Raw genomic sequence first — 18,379 nt, forward strand, 5'->3', positions numbered from 1 at the left:
TCTAAAATGGAGTATAGCCTTTTTGATTTGCAGCTCGGAATCATCAAAAAACATCTAAAGCAGATAATCGCTGTTTCAGTCCTTCTAACACTTGTTCATTCACCTTTGCCAGCGTTTCCAGTCGCCCAATATCTTTCTTCAGTTGTCCTATCTCGTACCTTTTTACCTGGGCCTGATCGTCGAGTTCATTCTCATCCTCGCTTCTGTCATCCGAAAGTGCGATCATCAACTGGATATCGATTTTGTCCGGCAGGTCTATGCCGGCTTCTAAGAACTGTTTTGTTGTATCATTGTCTATTGTAAGGGCCGCCTGTTTTAATAAGTACTTGATGCAGGCCCGGGCGCCTCTATCCACGTCCATAATTTGGGTGTCAAATTGCTGTTCTGGAGTGAGATTAGTTTTTCCCTCGGCCAGTGTCGCCCTTTTAAATTCGGCGACCGTTGAATAGAACGGATCCCTATTGTCTGGTGATAATTTTTCCAACACCTCGAGAAGATGCTCATAGCTTCTAAGTGGCTGTTTGCCTTCGGGGAAAGACCATCGTTGCTTCCATAGCTTCAATATAACATCGAAGCATTCTACACGTGCATCCTCTTTTTTCTGTTCTGTGGCCGCCGTTTCAATTAATGCCATCTTTTCCGCCAGGTAGTGGGCCATCCATCGGGAAAGGATATCAGTGCTATCTTCCAGACCCAATTGATCAACAAGGATTTTACCCAAGTTGATAATCTGCTGTTGTTGTAGTAAGTTTTCCATGTTTTGATAATAAAAAGATTCTGGAAACAGGGTGTCGATATTCAGCATCTCGGCTTCGGTATTCGGCCGGGATATCTCTTCTGATGCGTACATCAAAAATAATGTCACAGTCAAAAATATCGCATACATGCTGCAGGAAAGGCAGGGTGGCTATCAGCCGCATGCCGTACTGGCCTGGCTCTTTATCTGTCGCGTCCTGGTAACTGCCCCACGTATCACATTGGAGGGCCAATTGACCAGTAGCACCATCCAGCCAATGGTTCTCAACGTTTCCCATTTCCAGTCCACATTTTCCGATAATACTATCTCCTAATTGAAAGAAAGGGTAGTCAACACGACCTGCATATGGGTCTTGTTGGTCTATACCCTTGGAAATATGATGATCCTGCACCCATCCTTTAAGTGCAAAGGGAGCTATATCAAACTCCAGCCAGGCATCCTCATAAGCGGGCAGACCGTAATCATACGTACTTTCATATGTTGACAATGTCCGCAGAAGTGCCGAGGCTGCTGCTGTAGACACCAATGCAGAAGATATTGATACTGATTGCATTCGACTGCGGGTATTTTCCTGCCAACTTCCCTTTATTATGAGCCCCTCTTTATCTAAAAGCTGCGTTTTTAAACAGGCGAGAAAATCCTCCGTAGTAATCTCTTCCTGCCAATGTGTAAAGTCATTTTGTGCAGCCTCATTGTTGACCAGCCTTGGTGGCAATGGCGCCCTATGATCTGCCAACCACTTACCGTCTTTTCTGGTCAACCAATGCTCTGATAACCAATCTTCCAAGGGATCCTCTCCAGTTTCTTCTATTATCACTGGCATAGTTTGCAGCAGACGCCCAGCGACGACCATCAGAGCATGGTAGGATAGGTAAAACTGTAGATTGTCCGTCTTGGGATAGTTTCCATGGCTGCTCCATACTCCATCTTCAGCCGAGGAGCTTGCCCATTGAGTGCGTCTGGCGTCCTGCTTAAATGCATCTTTATTCCCTTGTGCCCATTCATTGATAACGACGTTTGCAGCTATCTGTTCAACCTGTTGTTCTGAAATACCAAATACCTTTCCCTGCGGTGCAAACCAATAACGGTCAAAATCCCAGGCAAAATCGAATTCGATGTTATCGTCTACCCTACCCTCTTGGTGCAGATAACTATCTGTAGTGTAACGATGTGATTCAACCCTTTGACCAATTGGTCTTCCAACGTTGTTCAGCGCTTCCAGCATTTGCGCATCAAAAGTGTTGGGAAAAGACTGTTCAACAGTTAAAGCAATATCTCTTGCCGCACGTTGAATTAGAATATGATCCTGCTTTAGTGCCAGATCTGCAAAGCTTACTGCATATGAGTTGAGCAATGTAACCCGGCTCTGGCTTATCCTGGAAAGGGCTATTAACAGGTAAAGCCTTGCATGCAGATGATAAAAAACAAGCTGCTTTCCGCCGAAGGCACCAACATGGTCGCTATGCAAACACTGTATCAACGCATCTATTTCTGCGTTACAACCGAAATCTGAAAGTTTTCTTACACAATGGGCAGCACTCCATCGCTGGCTTGTTTTAGGAGCACCCAGAACCGACCATATAAATTGAGCAATGTTTTTAGCCGCAGTGTTGGAAGGACATAGCCACTCACTCCATGGCCCATCACCAAAGTCTGGTTCGCAGTGCAGCTCAAAACGCCCGATGGCATAATCCAGTACCTGGGTTGCCTGCTGTGCATTCAAAAGTGAAGCCACCTGTTGTGCCAAGCCAAAAAATACAGTAGCATCATTTACTTCAGAACCACCTGCCAGGCCAGCCATGACTCCTACTTTGAGAGGTTTTGACTGTGGCTCCTTTATACCTGTCTGCTTGATGAATGTATTAAAGTTATACTCATTGGTCAGGTCATGTGCATAACGCATTCCGCAATCATGGATTACTTTTTCCCATTTTTGCTTAAAACTCACTCTATTTTGCCAGTTTGTTGGAATCAGTGAAAGAAAGGTCGACATCTCAAAGTGATTGATATGGTCACAATCCAATAATACGTTAATAAAATCCCATAGCTGCCCTTCTTTTATCCGACCGATCACTTCAGCGAAAAGTATCTTATGTCCTGTATCGTGCATAAGATTATTTGACTTGTCTAACAGCATCAAAAAGTCGTTGAGGTTGAAAAGGTCAATACCTGCAAACACTTCATTCCAATCTATGATTTTCGGGCTGGCATTGTCAGTTGGAGTGATTTTATCGGGTGCATTATCACTGTCATGCCTAACCGTTACAGCGACTTTGTCGTGCACGATGTCGGGGATGCCAAGAGAATGGCGCTGGCCCAACGTTGACATTTTCACCCAAGCGTCGTCCTGGACTCCTTGCTGTGATAGGAGCACTATAGCGTCATCAAAAATCTGCTGTTGTATAACCGGTGAGGGTTCATGGATTAAACAACTCTCTAGTATATGCTTAACATCATAGCCTGGAAGCAGCCGTGTCAGGGACCAGCTGATTACGGGAGTGATGTATCCGGATTTAAGGAGTTCTATTATTAATGCCTGGAAATTGTACTCAAATCTACCAACTGCTCTGTCTCTCCACCGGCTAAGGGAAGCCAAGGCAACTGCCGGAGACATCTTAGCACAGATACTGATAGCCTCGTTGCGGCTCCAGTGTTTTTCACGGGTGACGCTATTGCCGACAAGTTCAGCACAACGGATAAAACGGTACGCCAATTCCTCCGGTATCACGCCTCCGGCAGCCTCCTTGGCGAGCGATGCGACTGCTTCCCATCGCTGCACAAGTTCGTCTCCAAACTTGGACACGATGATTATCGCCTCATTAAAATACAAGCGGGCGTCATCAATGGAGGTATTAATTACAGCGCGGGACAGTGCCACATAATCGTCCGAAATTTCATCCTGTCCTCGTCCGGTTGCCCGCTTTACTAATTCGAACGTCGATAATTCCAAATCCTGGGCTATAGACACCAAATGTGTTGTACGATTAGCTGCACGAAGTATTTGCAATCGGATGCGAATATCAAATGTTGAGGCCTTATGAAGATATTGTTGGTAAAAAAAGGCAATTTCATCAGCGCTTCCCTGTTGGTAGTTAATCAAAATACTCGCACATACTTCGGTAATTTCTACAGGCAAGCGATCATAGGCCCGATATCGGAGCCTTGTCGCTTCTTTAGAGGCAGTGGACACTTCGCCGATAAGTTCCAACAATGGTAATCGACTGTTATATATTAGTTTTGCTCTTAGCAAATACCAGGGCAGCAGTCCACCCGATATTTCCACAAATTGTTGACGAGATTCTCTTTCGTAATCTTCTTTACTGAGTACCCATTGCTGCGGCATCAGATGATCGGGAGATATGCTGACATTTTCCTGCAACAATGATCTGATAGCAACTGCTTTGAAGAACAGCGCCCTGTCCTGGCTATAATTCGAGCTGACAGACATTGTCATCGCCCTCATCGGCACATATGCGCGCAATACCCATAATATTTTCACTTTAGACAACCGGGATGCCAGACAGGCTTCTAAAAACAATATAATGGCAGGCATTACCCTGTCATGAAGTAAATCTTCGGGTTTTGCAATGCGTGTATCACGATGAAAAAGCAGGTCTAAGCAGCCGGTAAGCAAAGACGCTTCGGGATAACGTCCCACCTCCGCAAGTGCGCTGGTGATCGCGACCGTAAAGTAGGGTTCAGATTGGCACTGATACAGTAGTGTTGTGATCTCATCAAAACGCCCCATATCTACCAGCCTGTTTGCCAGGTCCTGGACAATTCGGAAAACTGCTTCATTGGGCTGAAAGCCGGATAAAAATTCCAGGCAAGCGTCGACGCCATGAATATTTAAACTGGCGTAGGCCATTTCCAAAATATCCTGCTCGGCAACTTTATAGCGGCGCCCATCGGTATCATCCTCCTTGCCCGCTTGCTCAAAACAGATTTCTAACCACCGCTTTGCCGCCCGTAAAAAGCCGGCCGCTTCTCCATGACTATCTTTAATACCCGAAAGCAATGCAGCAGCATATATATTCTCTGACCCGTCCCATTGTCCCTTCAGCGATCGCTTAAAGGCAATTTCCTGTACCTTCTCTTTGTCCTGGAGGCTGACAAGCAAATCGATATTGTTCTGCAATAATTGAAATTGCCGCTGATCACCTGCTACTTCCTCCCCTGCCCGCATGGCCAGCTGAACAGCATCCTTATATTGAGATAAGCGCAACGCCGCTTTAAATGCAAATTGAAGACGGTAGACCCTGACATTTCTAGCATCGATCGGATTGTCGACCGGCAGATACCGGTCCGAAAGCGCGATATCAATCAATTTTGCGTATTGCTCTGTCTGAAGATATAATTGAGGCAGCACAGCCGCGACGTAAACAAAATCTGTGGCTATAGGTTCCAACAATTCCATGTACTTTTCATAGGCCTGCCGGGAAGCGATGAAAGTTTTACGGAACCAAGTTTCTGTCGGCTCATCCCGGAACTGGATGGAAGTATCCGATATCCATAATGAACTACCAATGTCTGCAACAAAGCTACGCAAAGTGCTGACTTCAATATCTGATACCTTCGCAAGCACCTCAATAGGGATATAGGGGGGCAGACTTGCCAATCCCTGGCAAACTGCGTCAATATTGCCATGATAAAGTCCGGGTAGGCTATCCTTCAATCTACCTATGGCCAGGCGTAGCTGATGTTCGATCTGCTGGTCTACCGATATCCCTGAAGGGCCAAGCGATTTAAGAAGATCCTCCACTGTTGCGTATTTCCCATGGAGTGTGTTGGCCTGCGCTCTTGGATTGCCAGCGGTCAACCGGTGAAATTCCGTCCCTTCGATGGATGACGACGCTGGAAAATGCTGTTGAAGGTTGTGCCGCGACTCTTGCGGTGAAAAAGGCGCTAACTCTAATCGTTCGACCAGACTGGGAGGCTGTAATAAAGCAATACGCTCTGTCCGACAAGAGTACACAAGGGTACACCCCTGCGGCATTGTTTCTCTAAGCAGTTCATGTACAAAACAGGGCTCTCCGAATTCAGTGGCTGCCATTTCAGCATTGTCAGCCGCATCAATGATAATAAAGAGCTTCGCATCCGGGACGGTTTTACGTAAGGAATCCACAACCGTATGCATCCGGACAAGAAAGGTACGCATAATCTCCTTTTCCTGGCTTCCCGCATGCACGATCATGGGTGAACAAAACCCCTGAGACGCCAGTTCATTTGCAATCTGCACTAATGCATCTCGGTGTCTGTGTCGGGTAGAGCTTCGGTTTCTGTAGCCACCAGCTCCAAAACAGTCATATGCGATGCCCAGGGATCCTTCCGGTAAAGATTTGACGAATTGTTGACAAAACACAGACTTCCCAACGCCACCATCTGCATGAACAATAACAGGTGCCGACGCGGCTATGATTTTCGATATCAGCACATCATAAGCCTGCCTGTTGATGATGTTATCAATATGGTTAAATATTGGTGGTGCCGGATGTAAGTCCCGCTCAGCAGTGACACCAAATCGTTGTAAAACATCTTCTTTTTTGATAACACCATTCGAATCAGGCATTACCTTGTCCTGCATCAGGGTCGTCACGCTGTCCATTTGGGGTGTGTCGATAGCACCTGCCATCAGCTGGTTCAATTCAGCCCTAAGCTCATCGCGCTGGACATTATAATCTCCCAGGCCGTCTTCAAACCTCAGTCTACCACAGAATAGCTGCAGCTCATCTGGGCTAAGACCCTGTCCGTAACGTTCAACCGCACGTTTAAACCGGGTATCTTGACACCTGCTTTCAGACATAGCCAGCATATTGTCCTTTACATCCGGCTCAATAGGTCTGTTAGTGATAATAGTAAATGTAATATCTGCCGGTTGAATATCTCCTAAACGAAGATGCTGGATAAATTTTTTGGCAAAACCAGTCAGGGTCTTTTTAAAATTACCTAGTTTAAATGGTGTATCCCCCTGAACGGTTGTATGTTTGAGCTGTTGATATTCTACCTTTTCTCTTCCATCGAAAGTGGCATATTCCGACAGGTCAATAACATGTTCCCCTTCATGCTCTTCCTCCGAAGGAATTGCTCCCTCAATGACAATGGTATGTAATGCTGCATTTGGATAGACCAGTCGCAAACAGCGTCTGGCCGCCCATCTATAATGAAAGACATCTCCTGCCCTGGAATAACTAACTGATTCGTTCGACATAATATTGATACGACTATTATTCAGGATCCTGGTCCCTCGTCCTGTCGGCCATTTTCATATATCCATATTCTCCTTCATACCATCCAAAACGGCGCCCATTCCGCATTTCAAATCCTATGAGGAGGGATCATGAACAACACACTCCTATCTTCAGGACTTGATTAATACAGGATCCCAATTTCTAAATCTGATAAATAGCGCTTAGACTTGTAAACTTACCGAAGCTGAAACTACCCACACTAAAAGTGTGCACATGGAGGTTATTTCATTAGGAGTCAGGAACAACCAAGCAAATTTTACCATCTCGAATGTAAGTAATTTTGCGCAACCATGTGGCAGGTGAGACATAAATGTTCTAAATTAACCATGTACTGATCGCCGACGCAGGAAGTATCTCTACGAAAATATTTAACTGTGAAATTATTTCTGCGTAGAAGAAAGGATTAGCATTTACACGCTTTTGCTACTGTATGCACAGATAATGGTTGTAGTGAGTGCGACGAACAGCCAGATACAATTTTTTACATGTCTTTCCGTAGAAACTATTAATCGGATTTCAATATTGAAATTGCTCACCTCAACGCATGCAGATGTCATCGTCGTTTTGCGAACTTTTCTGCTATGAATCGCCAATTAAGGTAATTGTTAATGATTTATCTTTTTTAGCTTTTTTATTTATATTAGTAGCAGCGTTTGTTAGCATCTTATACTTCAAGCCGGGACAATAAGAATGAATTAAAGCGGCAGTTAACCCATACGAACCTCCCCAGGTTTTCCTCGGATATACGGCTTAATTCAACAATCATGAAAACAACTACCCTTGTGGCATGGATATCCTATGCTTTATTCTTTCTGTTTATGTATGCCAGCATCAGTAAGCTGATAGCGTTCGAATATTATCTGTACGATCTTACCAGGTCACCTTTATTAAAAACCTATGCGCTGACAGTAGCCATAGCTGTTCCTGCCTTGGAATTCATAACTGCAGCCTTACTGGTGCCTGGAAAAACACGTGTTTTTGGATTGGCAAGTGCAGTGATACTGCTGCTGCTGTTTACAGGCTATGTCTTGTATGTACTTTCGTTTACTAAAGATCGCCCGTGTACCTGCGGAGGCATCGTAAGACAGCTCACCTGGCCGCAGCACCTGGTTTTTAATCTGGCTTTTTTGCTCCTGGCCATTGCCGGGTTCTGTCTACAACATATTTCTTTTACCCTTAAAAACAAGTATCATGAAAAAGTCTAAAATTATACTGGTGGCAATCGTTCTACTTGCCGCAGTTGGCGCGGCTATGGCTACAAAAGCCCGGTCCTTTATTGGCTATATCAATATGGGGGGCGTTTATTCTCCCGTATGGGTGCCTTTTGATTGTCCACAGGCTGGCTGGGGATGTGTGTATACGTCAAACAACATGACGTATCAAATCTATACGCTGTCAGGCATCTGGTTTAATCCTGTACGTCCATAAAAGAGGGCTGGCAAAAAAACCAGCCCTTTATACCTATTTATCAACCAATTTTCAACTATCAATTATCAGTAAGTAAACCCAGGTATCACAACCTGAGATTCTGTTAGAACGGCACGTAACAGTCTCCCGTTATGCCGCTCCGATTTTCCTACCGTTGGTTTCGAGTTAAGTAGTTCCCAGTGTGCAAACAACTTTGGTCTGCGCACGGAGATTTGATGAAGCCATTTAACTGTCTTCATTCCTCCTGTTCGAAGTCTCTTGTATTTTCGTCTTGCCCATGCTTGGAGCTTGACATTTAAAATGTGCATAAACTCTTTCAATTTTGTTTTGTAAAATGTTCCATAGTAATGGATCCATCCTCTAACTACAGGATTGATCTCACGAGCAATATCCTGCAGCGTATTTGTTGTCTTCTTCAACACTTCCCACTCTTTCATCTTCTCATTCATCGCTTTCATCGCTTTTCTGCTCACAGCGGGTAGAAAGCTGGTGAACCATTCTCCTCTTATACTGTTCTGTGCACTTCTTGGCATAAACGTAAATCCAAGAAAATCGAACGATATATTTGGATAGTCCTTGTAAAACCTTCTGTTACTGTCCTTGCAGAAGACAAGCTTTGTTTTCGATGCATGCATCTGAAGACCACATTCGGATAACCTCTTAGCTACTGCTTTCATCACTGTCTGGCCTTCATTCTGTGACCAGCATGTTATGATAGCGTCATCAGCATAGCGAATAAGAGTACACTGTGGGAACTCAATGCTTAACCATTTATCCATTGTGTAATGGAGATAAAGGTTGGCAAGCAGTGGCCCGATAACAGAACCTTGAGGAACTCCTTTGGTTCTTGCTACTAGTGTTCCATCTTTTAGTTGAAGTGGAGCAACTAACCATCTTTCAATGTATAGAAGTATCCACTTCGTGTCGCAATGCTTCCTGACTGCTTTCATCAGCAGATCATGTGGAATGTTGTCAAAGAACCCTTTGATGTCCATGTCTACTACCCAAGACTGTTTCCAGCAACTTTTCTTTGCTTTCTCTACAGCTTGTACAGCAGATTTTCCTGGACGGTAACCATAAGAGTCATTTAAGAACAGTGGCTCAAGCGTAGGTTCGAGTAAACCTCTTACTACGGTTTGGGCAATCCGGTCTTGGATGGTTGGTATGCCAAGAGGTCTTAGTCCACCTCCTTTCTTTGGTATCTCAACCAGTTTCACCGGTGGTGGCATGTAAGAGCCTGAACTCATTTTGTTCCAAAGCTTGTACAGATGATTTCTGTAATCTTTGTCAAACTCGTTCATGCTTACTTCATCCACTCCTGCGCTACCTCTGTTTGATTTTACTTTCTGATAGGCAACCATTACCAGTCTTCGACTGATACTAAACGGTTTTGTTTTGCTCATTTTCGTACCTCCTGACTTGTTCGTCAACAAATCAGTTTTCGTTAATGAATAAAAACTGGAAAACAACTTCCCTTCGCTATTATTACTTTTCAGTAACCGTCATCACTACTACGGAAGTTTCTGCCCCAGTGCTGCACATCAATACTTTCCTTCTTGTAGTGTCTCTTACTTGAAGTTTTCTCTTAGCATTGCAACGACTGGTTCTCACGTTCCATGTAAATGCCTGTGTTAAGCTCACGCTGTCTATACGCCGGATGCCGCAGTATCAGTAAACAGGTATCCTTACTGCTTATCCCAACATTGCTACTACATATTGGTTTTGACATCATTTAATCCTTTCGACGCTTCTGCTGACAGTTCACTTATTGTTCGTCTTCATTAACACATACCTGACATCTTTCTCGATGCCTTTTCCTTTGATGCTCACTACCACAACTCTTTATTGCAGCAGCTAAAGGTGGTTTGATAACAACTCCTGTAAGCCGTTACCGATGGGCCGTCCATCATCATCTACATAGCATTAAATAACAATCTCAAAGAACTAATTTGAAAATGATCATTTATTCGTGACACTCAGTAGCCTGGATTCTGCTGCAAGTTGGGATTGAGCAGGGTTTCGGCTTTAGGAAAGGGCAACAGCTTATATTCAGGCTTCCAAAAGTTATTGTTATTGAGAGCCAGGGCCTCCATTACTGCATCGCAGCTGCCGGAGCGTTTAAGATCGAACCAGCGGTGGCCTTGTTCGGTGAACAGTTCTACCTGCCGCTCTTTCATTATTAACTTTAGCAGGTTGGCCTGTGATATTTGCGTATTGTTTAACGTATATAAAAATAAGCCGGCCCGCTTTCTCAGTACATTTATATCAGCCAGCGCTTCCGCATATCTACCTAAATGCACACGTGCCTCGGCTCTTATCAAATATAGCTCCGCCAAACGAAGCATCATAGTATATTCCGTTGGATCGGTACTATTCTTTATTTTATATTTATACGCATAGTAATATGATGCGGGATGTACAGAGGCAGTGTCAATATAAACCCCTGTCCAATAGGTTCTTCTTTGGTCACCTGCTTCAAATGCATCCATTAATGTTTTGCTCAGTGCTGTTCTATGGTCATTTTTGGGTGTATTTGTGAGTATAAACCAGAATCCTTCCATAGTATTAATGTTCATCGCGTTAGGCGTAGGTAATGCGAACTGCCAGATGGCCTCCTGGGAGGTACGCAGAAAAGCCGACTGGATAGACTCTATTTTATAAGCCGGATTGCTGATTACTAAAGACGCCGCCCGTTCGGCTTCTGCATATTTAGCATCATACAGATAGGCCCTTGCCAGCAGCGCGCCGGCACAGGCGCTGTTAGGCCGGGTACGTTCGGCATCTATACTTAAATTGCTGTCCTTTACATATGTTATGCTTAGCTGTTGCCGGGCAATGATAAGATCATCTATGATCTGTTTATATACATCACTCACAGGCGTACGGGATAATTCAGCATTCGCTTTATAGTCGCTATTAAGCGCTAGGGGTATATCACCAAACAGATTAACCAAGTTCAGATACCAGTAAGCCCTTATAAACAACGCTTCTGCCATTAATTGCTTTTTTACGCTGGCATCAAGTGACGGTGAAACACTACATTTTTCGAAAATTACATTAGCCCTGGAAATATAATTATATGCCAGCTTCCAATACTGGGAAATGTAACCATTGGTACCACAATTGATGCGGTGGTAGTAAAACTCCTCTTCATCTTCATTAGTAGGATAATCCAGTTCGTCCCCTATAAGACCGGTAAGCACCGCCGTATAATAGGGACTGGCTTGCATGATCAGCATTTCGCCATAAATGCCGCGCATGGCAGATATAGCGGTTTCATTGGAACTAAATACTTTCTCTTCTTCAATTTGGGTGCCGGGCTGCGGTACATTTACAAATTTTTCACAGGCAGTAGCCGGCAGTAGACATAACAGTAGTAAATAAATTCTCAGAACATTCTTTTTCATAAAATACGTAGAATTGTTATTGATAATTAAAAGGTGATTTGAAGACCTGTCACCATAGTGCGCATGGGAGGTAAGGATGGCGGTAGACCGTAATGGCTGGTTTCCGGATCAGCGCCTTCATAGCCTGTTATAATGAACAGGTTTTGTCCCTGCATATAAAACCGAGCATTTTGAACTTTTAGCTTGCGGAGTATACGATTGGGCAATGTATAGGATAAGCATACATTTTTGAGCCTTATAAACGAGGCATCCGTAATAGTGGCATCACTTTGCTCATACTGCTCAGCAGCCAATAACGCCGCCGCGTCCGAAGCGGAGGCCCGCTGGTACCGCGCAATGTCACCAGGTTTTCGCCAGCGGTTAGTGTACCGTGCGGGCTGATTGGCGCCGCCGTATAAATTGCGTCCCGGGGAAGTAAGACCGCCGGGAAGATAACCGGTTTGTTTTACAAACTGGAAGAACAGATCCAGGTTCCATCCTTTATATGACAGGGTATTACCTAACCCGCCAAAGAAATGCTGCCCTATAAAGGTGGGCACCTTATCATATCGGTTTAGCACGTTGTCCTCTTGGTGTTGGTGAAAGGTGTACAATCCTGTGGTAGGGTCCACCCTGTTATAATCATACAAATAACGGATACTGAGCGGCATATCCAGCGCGTATTTGAGCGCATAGTCAGATGCCGGAAAATTGGGATAGGATAAAAGCCTGTTTTTTGGAAAAGAAATATTAAAGTTTGTTTGCCAGCTAAAGTTGTGCATGCGGATATTTTGCGAATGCAGCTCCAGCTCAAATCCATTATTTTCCACCTTAGCGGGAATATTTGTCGTAATACTGCTATAACCTGTAGTGGCTGGTATGGCATAGGCCACCAGCTGATTGGTGGTGCGGTGCAGGTAATACATAGCATCAATAAAAATCTGGCTGCGTAAGCCCAACTCCAGCCCGATCTGCGATTTTTTGATCACCTCCCATCCAAAAGCATTATTGGTAAGCTGCACAGGAACCAGTCCCCCATTGCCACCCATCCCCGCGCCTACCATATACCGGTTTACATATTGATAATCCTGTATCTGGTCATTGCCCGTAATACCATAGCTGGCCCTTATTTTACCGAAAGTTAAAAGCGGCAGCAGCTTTTTCATAAACTCCTCCTCGGTAAATATCCAGGCAGCACCAATGGCTCCAAAGTTTCCGAAACGTTTGCCAGGGCTCAAACGGCTGCTTCCGTCCCTTCTTCCTGTAAGGTTAAGCAGGTATTTGTCGTTATACCGATAGCCGACACGGGCAAACAACGCGTTATAAACATATTTACTGTTGTCTTGCCGACCGGTTAACAGTTTGCCCGCGGCTACATTAGTGATCATATCGTCGTTATCAAATCCCAGGGCGTCCAACCGGGTTCTATTATTGATGCTCTGCTGAAAGGTTGCACCGGCAGTTACTTCCAGGTTGTGTAAGCCGTTAAAGATTTTGCTGTAGTTAACCTGTGGCTCATAGTGCCAGGTCATCACTTCATTGAAGGCTGATTGATTCAGCCGGTTCTGTACAGTGTTTTGCGTAATGGGATTAAAGGAGCTGGACGGCGTAATAGCCCGTTCACTCAGTTCTGTGGAAATATAGCCGAAATTGTTGATTAGTTGCAGGCCCTCCACTAACCGGTAGCTCGCTTGAAAATACCCCATCAGGTTCCTTATGGTAGTTTCTGATGTTTTTAGGGATTCTGCTGCCGGATTTAAAAACATGTCCATATCCTTTGGCCAGTTCAGTTTACCGTCAGGATTAAGCGCCGCAGGCGCATTAGGGCTCATGAAGGCGTTTTTGTAAAAATCGGTCTGCGGTAGGACGTACTTCAGATAAGAATAATCAGCACCTAGTTTCATCAGAAACTTTTTATTGAGCGACTGATGATAAATGGATCCTCCGAAAGAGCGTACACGGTTAAAAAAATCTCCCGGATGATACACCGATTCTTCGTGCCTGTATTTGCCCACTATTCTAAACTGCGTTTGCTCATTGCCCGCGGAGATTCCTATTTGGGCAGTGGTAAGTTTTGCGATTTTGCCTGCCAGGTATTTTTCCCAATCAGTATAGCCAGAGGTGTCCCAACTGCCGTTAATATCATAGTCATCAGAGCGCGGTGTCGTTTGATCATTCTTTACTGCTTCCCTTCGCAGCTGAAGATAATCGGCAGTGTTCATCAGCTTTAGCTTACCGGCCACCTGGTTAAAACCCGTGTAAACGTTCACGTCGATTTTGGTTCGGGTGTTAACGGTTTTCTTAGTGGTGATGAGTATTACACCGTTTGCACCTCTTGAACCATAGATTGCCGTTGCATCGGCATCTTTGAGAATTGTTATGCTCTCTACATCTTCCGGCCTGAGTACAGTAAAAATGCTGAACGTGCCTGGGGCGTTGGGCGTTTGGGATAGCGCTGGCAGGTTAAAGGGAACTCCATCTATTACGTACAGAGGACTATTACCGTTGGCCATGCTGTTGATTCCCCTGATGTTCACATTTACCGATGCACCCGGTATGCCCGAATTTTGGGCAACATAAACACCTGTTGCCCTGCTCTCCATTGCCATTAGAATATCCCCAACCGGTTGGGCGGATATTTCATTACCATTTATAAGGGATACAGCTCCGGTGTTGAACAGCTTGAAAACCGAATAATATCCACGCGGTAGCGTAACCTTTTGCTCTTTTAATACCTCCAGTTTAGGTATCAACGTAATGTTAAACAGCGTTCGTTTTTCATACCCCATCTCCACTGTCTCAAATCCAAGATGGCTGACAATCATTGTGCCTTTCGGCGGTACACCCTCCAGCACAAAATTCCCATTGCCGTCAGTTTTTGTGGCTCGTCCTGGAATTTCCTTTAATTGTACTGTTGCCCCTATCAGCCTTTCGTCTGAACCACCCCGCACAGTTCCCGAAATGTTCACGGTAGCCTGAGTGCCTGTCCGCTGGCCGGAAAGGCCACCAGAACGAAGTCCTTTATATTTAAGGATAATGTCGGTGCCGTAGAGTTTCCAGTTGAAAGGCTGTCCCTCCATCACTTTTGCCAATATCTTCTCGATATCTTCGTTCACAAAATGCCCCGAGATCAGTCGGGTCGCGATGGTTAATGTTGTGTCGGGATAATAATCATATCCCCAGGGATCCAATGCGTTCATGACTTCTGCTAAAGGGGCATTATTAAACGTCAGGTTTATTTTCTGGGCATCGGCATAGAAAAATAACCATGAGGTAAGGATGAGAGTAATGAATACAGTTTTTCTCATATTAAAATTAATTTTTAATGATTGGTTCGCTAATCTAGTTTTCATCCACATGGAATCCTTTACGATGGTTATTTGCATGCTATCATTGAAAAGCCCTCAGTCCGAACAAGGGTCGGTCATGAGGGCTTTCGGCATGTTAGGTTGAGGGAACTATTTTTTCAGGACAATCTTTCGTCCATCTAATTCGAGTTTTATGTTATTGGCCCTGTATATGTTTTCCAATACATCTGCCAGTGGTTTTGATTTTCTAAAGGAGGCAGTAATCCTTTTGTTAAATTTGATATTTGTGGTATCTACCTCCACATCAAACCATCTGCCCAGCTTAATCAACACTTGCGACAGAGGTTCCTGGTCCAGCACAAAGCGGTCGTCACTCCACGATGTTAATTTAGCGGCATCAACCTTTGATGTGGTTATTGCTTTACCATAAACATATACTGCCTGCTGATTGGCAACCAGTACTTGTTCCTGCGGTCTTGCTGTATCCAGGGTTTTCAGCTTTACCTTCCCCGTAACTACGGTGGTAACCACCGGCTCACCACTATAGCTGCTTACACTAAATGAGGTACCCAATACATTTAGGGTTTGTTTGGTAGTGACTACCTTAAAGGGGTGCTGATGGTCTTTCGCTACATCAAAAAAGGCTTCTCCCTGTAAGTAAACGATACGATCAGCTCCATTGAGCAAGGGAGCAAATTTTAACCGACTGGAGGCGCTAACAGTAACAGTGGTTCCATCTGGTAATTTGAGTTTATACTGGCCACCTCTGGGAACGTCGAATTCACTGAACGCCTCTATCTGATAGCTGCCACTCTTGCTACTGGTATATGTAACAACTCCATCGTGTGAGTTAGAGATTGAAAGTCCGTCTTTTTGATACACTACACCCGTCACTAAAGGGTTGAGAGGAATAATGTTACTCTCACCCAGTTTTATGGTAGCCTGAGGCTTTGCCGCCAGCAGATCTGTATGTGCTATCGCTTCAGGTGCTGGTAACATAGCCTGGCGCCTTCCGTTGAAATAGAAAACACTACCAGCTATCAATAAGGCCGCTATGGTAGCAGCAACTGACTGGCGCCGTCGCCGGTATCTTACCTGCTCAGGGGCCATATTCAATTCATGCTGGTATTTCGCTTTTAACTCGCGTAAAGTACCTTCCAGATCTGCCTGTCGCGCCAGAAAGTCGCCAAACCGATGCGCTTCAGCCCTTTCTTCAGGAGTGGCTGTCTCATCCAGGTAGTTATCCATTAACTGTTTAATATCCATCTTAGACATGGGGGATTAATTTGGTTATAAATCGGGTTGCGTTACATATTACAATACGACGGACAAACCCTGACATAGGTAGTGGTTCAAAAAAAAACTTCATTTTTTATTGTTTAACAGCGATTTAATGCCGGATAGATTAATCCGGAGGGAGAGCTTTATCAACTTGTAGAGGCTCTCCCCTTTCATACTATCAGATGAGTATAGTACAAATACACCCAGCAAAACGAACAGCGTAGGAATGGCCATTAAAATGCCGGTAAACCTGAACCAACTCATGCCGCTTTCCCCCAGATCTTTAAGCGCGTAAATCAATCCGCCCAGGCTACCGGGCCAGAACAAGCGCGATATAAAAGTTTCCTTCACCGGATGTTGCTTCATTTCTGCCGTCAGGCGTTCATATCTGTCCAACCGCCGTTTTAAATCATACACTTCTTTCATGAGTGCAAAGATTTGGTTCGTTTTTTCATGCCATTCATCAGCAGATGCGTCTTTCTGCAGACGTTTCTTCTTTTCTGACCTTTTATGTCTGCTTTTTCCTGAGGTGGTTCCTGACATACATGTAAATTTTTACTACTATTCACGTTAGTTTTTGTTTTTGAAATGCTTACTCTGTAATCGATTACTCTTAGTTAGCTGATCGTTCGCATATTGATTACGACTGTCAGGAAGGAAATAGGTAGTTGGTCCGACAAAAAAGTTTATTTTTTTATTAAAATAAAAATCTGCCGCCAGTAGCAATGACCAATACCACAAGTAAAACTTGAGCCAGCGTACAATGGCCGGCCGAAGTTTTTTCTTACCATCCCGTAGTTGTGCGTTCACAGTCGTTACGGGTTTCTGCAGTAATTGGGATATTTCCCGGGCGTTCAAATGATGTTTTACGCTAAGGGCTAATACCCTGCCCATTTCCCTTGGAAGATTAGTCAATTGGCGATCGACCATATCGTCAAGCTCCTCCTCAGTCATGAGTTGCAAAAGGGAAGTATCCCCTTTTTCAGCGGCGCTCTCATAATCTCGATACAGCTTGTCTCTTCTTTCGCTGGCTTTAACATAATCCAGTCCTTTATTGTGTATACAACCAGCAACGTATGCGCGAAGTGATCTGTTTACATCAAAGTCGCCGATACCCTTTTTAAGTATACTATAAAAGACATCCTGAACAACATCTGCAGCTACCTGCTCATCTCTGAGTTCACGCAGGGCGATAGAATAAAAATATGCTCGATGCCTTGTAAACAATTCACCTATTGCAGCCGTATCCCTACGGAAAACATGTTGTGCAAGTTCTTCTTCAGACATTATAGCGTACTGATCCATAACAATGACTGGGATTCTTTGAGGTATCCCATCTAAATACGACTGTCAAAGACGGGATAAGTAGTCGTGTTAAAAAAAAAATGAAACATTTTACTTCGAACCACTGTAGTAAAGTGTTCCAGAAAAAGGTTACTATTTAAAGTTGGGTGATTAAACAGTAGAAGTTTAACACTAATTAACTTACCTGGTCGGGTAACCAACAAACAGGGATTGGTTAAAAAACACCTGATAAGGACATAATAGCCCTTTTCATTTCCAATAGTTGCACTTTTTTCTCTAGAGTGACATAAATACTGCGATCAATTCTCCTTCTCCTAATAATTTTCCCGGATCTCCTAAGTTCCCGCATGCAGTAATATTGCAATTTGCAGGTAGCTAAAACAAACAACAGCTAATGCACCACCAAATAGGCAAAGAGCACTGTTCGTTAAGATAATTTAGCTTTTTTCATGCAAAGGGGTTTCAGCTTGGGCTGAGACCTTTTTGTTAAAAAAACTTCCTGAACAGTTGTCTGAAAGAAGAAGAGATTAAAGTGTGATTGAACAAAAAAAAACGTTCTCTCCAAAGTTTATTGACTAACTACTAAGTGCAACTGTACCACGCTCTGCTATCTTCGTATTAGTAAGTCATAGACAAAACCACCATAATCACCACATTTTTTAACCC

At 44.2% G+C, this 18,379-nt stretch carries 10 protein-coding genes; 2 read left to right on the forward strand and 8 right to left on the reverse strand.

From position 1 onward, the window contains the following. Window positions 1–43 precede the first annotated feature (43 nt). Window positions 44–757 (reverse strand): hypothetical protein, encoded by a 714-nt coding sequence (locus MYF79_RS23840; RefSeq protein WP_247810330.1) that lies wholly within the window; start codon window positions 755–757, stop codon window positions 44–46. Continuing rightward, on the reverse strand, window positions 714–6,965 hold the full coding sequence (locus MYF79_RS23845) for a hypothetical protein (protein ID WP_247810331.1): 6,252 nt from the start codon (window positions 6,963–6,965) through the stop codon (window positions 714–716). Before MYF79_RS23845 ends, MYF79_RS23840 begins: the two co-directional genes overlap by 44 nt. 804 nt (window positions 6,966–7,769) lie before the next feature. Between MYF79_RS23845 and MYF79_RS23850 the strand changes: the two genes are divergently transcribed. Beyond that, entirely contained in the window at window positions 7,770–8,210 is a 441-nt protein-coding gene (locus MYF79_RS23850) for a MauE/DoxX family redox-associated membrane protein (protein ID WP_247810332.1), read from the forward strand. Beyond that, window positions 8,197–8,433 carry a DUF6520 family protein gene (locus MYF79_RS23855; RefSeq protein ID WP_247810333.1) on the forward strand — a complete coding sequence of 79 codons (237 nt, stop codon included), beginning with the start codon at window positions 8,197–8,199 and terminating at the stop codon, window positions 8,431–8,433. The genes MYF79_RS23850 and MYF79_RS23855 overlap by 14 nt, the downstream gene beginning before the upstream one ends. A 65-nt stretch (window positions 8,434–8,498) precedes the next feature. On the opposite strand, the gene ltrA is transcribed toward MYF79_RS23855, so the two are convergent. The 6 genes from ltrA to MYF79_RS23885 form a co-directional block, all read right to left on the reverse strand. Further along, window positions 8,499–9,836, reverse strand: a complete 1,338-nt coding sequence (gene ltrA, locus MYF79_RS23860; protein ID WP_247809395.1) for a group II intron reverse transcriptase/maturase — start codon at window positions 9,834–9,836, stop codon at window positions 8,499–8,501. A 573-nt stretch (window positions 9,837–10,409) separates the two neighbouring features. Then, on the reverse strand, window positions 10,410–11,840 hold the full coding sequence (locus MYF79_RS23865; protein ID WP_247810334.1) for a RagB/SusD family nutrient uptake outer membrane protein: 1,431 nt from the start codon (window positions 11,838–11,840) through the stop codon (window positions 10,410–10,412). 26 nt (window positions 11,841–11,866) lie between these two features. Continuing rightward, the gene (locus MYF79_RS23870) at window positions 11,867–15,127 is read right to left on the reverse strand and encodes a SusC/RagA family TonB-linked outer membrane protein (RefSeq protein ID WP_247810335.1); all 3,261 of its coding nucleotides are present in this window, start codon (window positions 15,125–15,127) and stop codon (window positions 11,867–11,869) included. Between the two features lie 150 nt (window positions 15,128–15,277). Further along, a complete protein-coding gene (locus MYF79_RS23875) occupies window positions 15,278–16,402 on the reverse strand; it encodes a FecR family protein (RefSeq protein ID WP_247810336.1) in 1,125 nt (374 codons plus the stop codon). A 90-nt stretch (window positions 16,403–16,492) separates the two neighbouring features. After that, entirely contained in the window at window positions 16,493–16,951 is a 459-nt protein-coding gene (locus tag MYF79_RS23880; protein WP_247810337.1) for a hypothetical protein, read from the reverse strand. A gap of 27 nt (window positions 16,952–16,978) precedes the next feature. Then, complete coding sequence (locus MYF79_RS23885) at window positions 16,979–17,713, reverse strand: RNA polymerase sigma factor (protein ID WP_247810338.1); 735 nt, start codon at window positions 17,711–17,713, stop codon at window positions 16,979–16,981. Window positions 17,714–18,379: the final 666 nt, after the last annotated feature.

The sequence above is a fragment of the Chitinophaga filiformis genome (genome assembly GCF_023100805.1).
Classification (GTDB): Bacteria; Bacteroidota; Bacteroidia; order Chitinophagales; family Chitinophagaceae; genus Chitinophaga; species Chitinophaga filiformis_B.

What these genes read in the sequence shown, in the direction of transcription:
- MYF79_RS23880 (WP_247810337.1), bottom strand. Translation starts at nt 16,951, where the DNA reads ATGTCAGGAACCACCTCAGGAAAAAGCAGACATAAAAGGTCAGAAAAG.
- MYF79_RS23885 (WP_247810338.1), bottom strand. Translation starts at nt 17,713, where the DNA reads ATGGATCAGTACGCTATAATGTCTGAAGAAGAACTTGCACAACATGTT.
- MYF79_RS23865 (WP_247810334.1), bottom strand. Translation starts at nt 11,840, where the DNA reads ATGAAAAAGAATGTTCTGAGAATTTATTTACTACTGTTATGTCTACTG.
- MYF79_RS23870 (WP_247810335.1), bottom strand. Translation starts at nt 15,127, where the DNA reads ATGAGAAAAACTGTATTCATTACTCTCATCCTTACCTCATGGTTATTT.
- MYF79_RS23850 (WP_247810332.1), top strand. Translation starts at nt 7,770, where the DNA reads ATGAAAACAACTACCCTTGTGGCATGGATATCCTATGCTTTATTCTTT.
- MYF79_RS23875 (WP_247810336.1), bottom strand. Translation starts at nt 16,402, where the DNA reads ATGTCTAAGATGGATATTAAACAGTTAATGGATAACTACCTGGATGAG.
- MYF79_RS23840 (WP_247810330.1), bottom strand. Translation starts at nt 757, where the DNA reads ATGGAAAACTTACTACAACAACAGCAGATTATCAACTTGGGTAAAATC.
- ltrA (WP_247809395.1), bottom strand. Translation starts at nt 9,836, where the DNA reads ATGAGCAAAACAAAACCGTTTAGTATCAGTCGAAGACTGGTAATGGTT.
- MYF79_RS23855 (WP_247810333.1), top strand. Translation starts at nt 8,197, where the DNA reads ATGAAAAAGTCTAAAATTATACTGGTGGCAATCGTTCTACTTGCCGCA.
- MYF79_RS23845 (WP_247810331.1), bottom strand. Translation starts at nt 6,965, where the DNA reads ATGTCGAACGAATCAGTTAGTTATTCCAGGGCAGGAGATGTCTTTCAT.